Genomic DNA, 804 nt, shown 5'->3' with positions numbered 1-804 from the left:
AAAGTATCTCATCAAACCTAAAATATATTCTCAAATCTTACGATCTCATTTATTGATTATAGGAGCACCCTTAGTGCAAAAAACCCTAATGCCTTTGATAATAGCTATTAGCTTATTACCTCTGACGGCTTGCAAGCCCAATCCAGACATGACCCATCCTGCGCCTGCTCAAACAGATAACACTGCGATTACAGAAGCCACAACGGCAAAATCACTGACCAAAGCGGTCGTATCTGCGTCTGAAAATCAGCTGACAAATGAGCTTATTTGTACAAGGCTGAGTCAGACTATAAATAAGATCGATAATACGAGTAAAATTGAGGACATTTATGCCCTTGAGCGCCAGTTAAACGCCTGCCTACCCATCGCCAATAATTCTGAGATATTAAAGTGGCTCACGGACTATCAAGCGATGTATGCCCGTTTTTTGTCCCTCGATCATAATGTGGTCGATGAAAACTTTTATACCATCATGAGCCTAGCGGAACAACACATCGAAGTGCCATCAGAACACCTAAAAACGACCAGCCCACGTTTGCGCTATCTGATCAAGCTGGTGGAGAGTGATGCTGATGTGAGCGTGCTGTATTTGGGAGAAGGCGAGTACCAGTTTCATCATGATCTGCAAGCGATGGCAGATATCTTTACTCCATACTTGCCAAGCGATCAGACCAAGTTTGTTGAGCGTATGGCCATGGATAATCAACAGATATTTTGGTTCGATGCGGCGATTGCTTTTTCTTTTAATGAGCTGATTGAGCGCACTCTATTTTGGGAGGCTTATACTCGTCAGTATCCAGAGAG

Annotated in this window: 1 pseudogene; it reads left to right on the top strand. The window is 43.2% G+C overall.

The features are described from left to right. Positions 1–73: 73 nt before the first annotated feature. Positions 74–804, top strand: a pseudogene (locus ACTXGO_RS16515) (hypothetical protein); the annotation flags it as partial.

It is taken from the genome of Psychrobacter sp. T6-1 (assembly GCF_052258445.1).
Note: the sequence above shows the minus strand (reverse complement) of the source record. Positions and strands in the feature narration are given on the sequence as shown.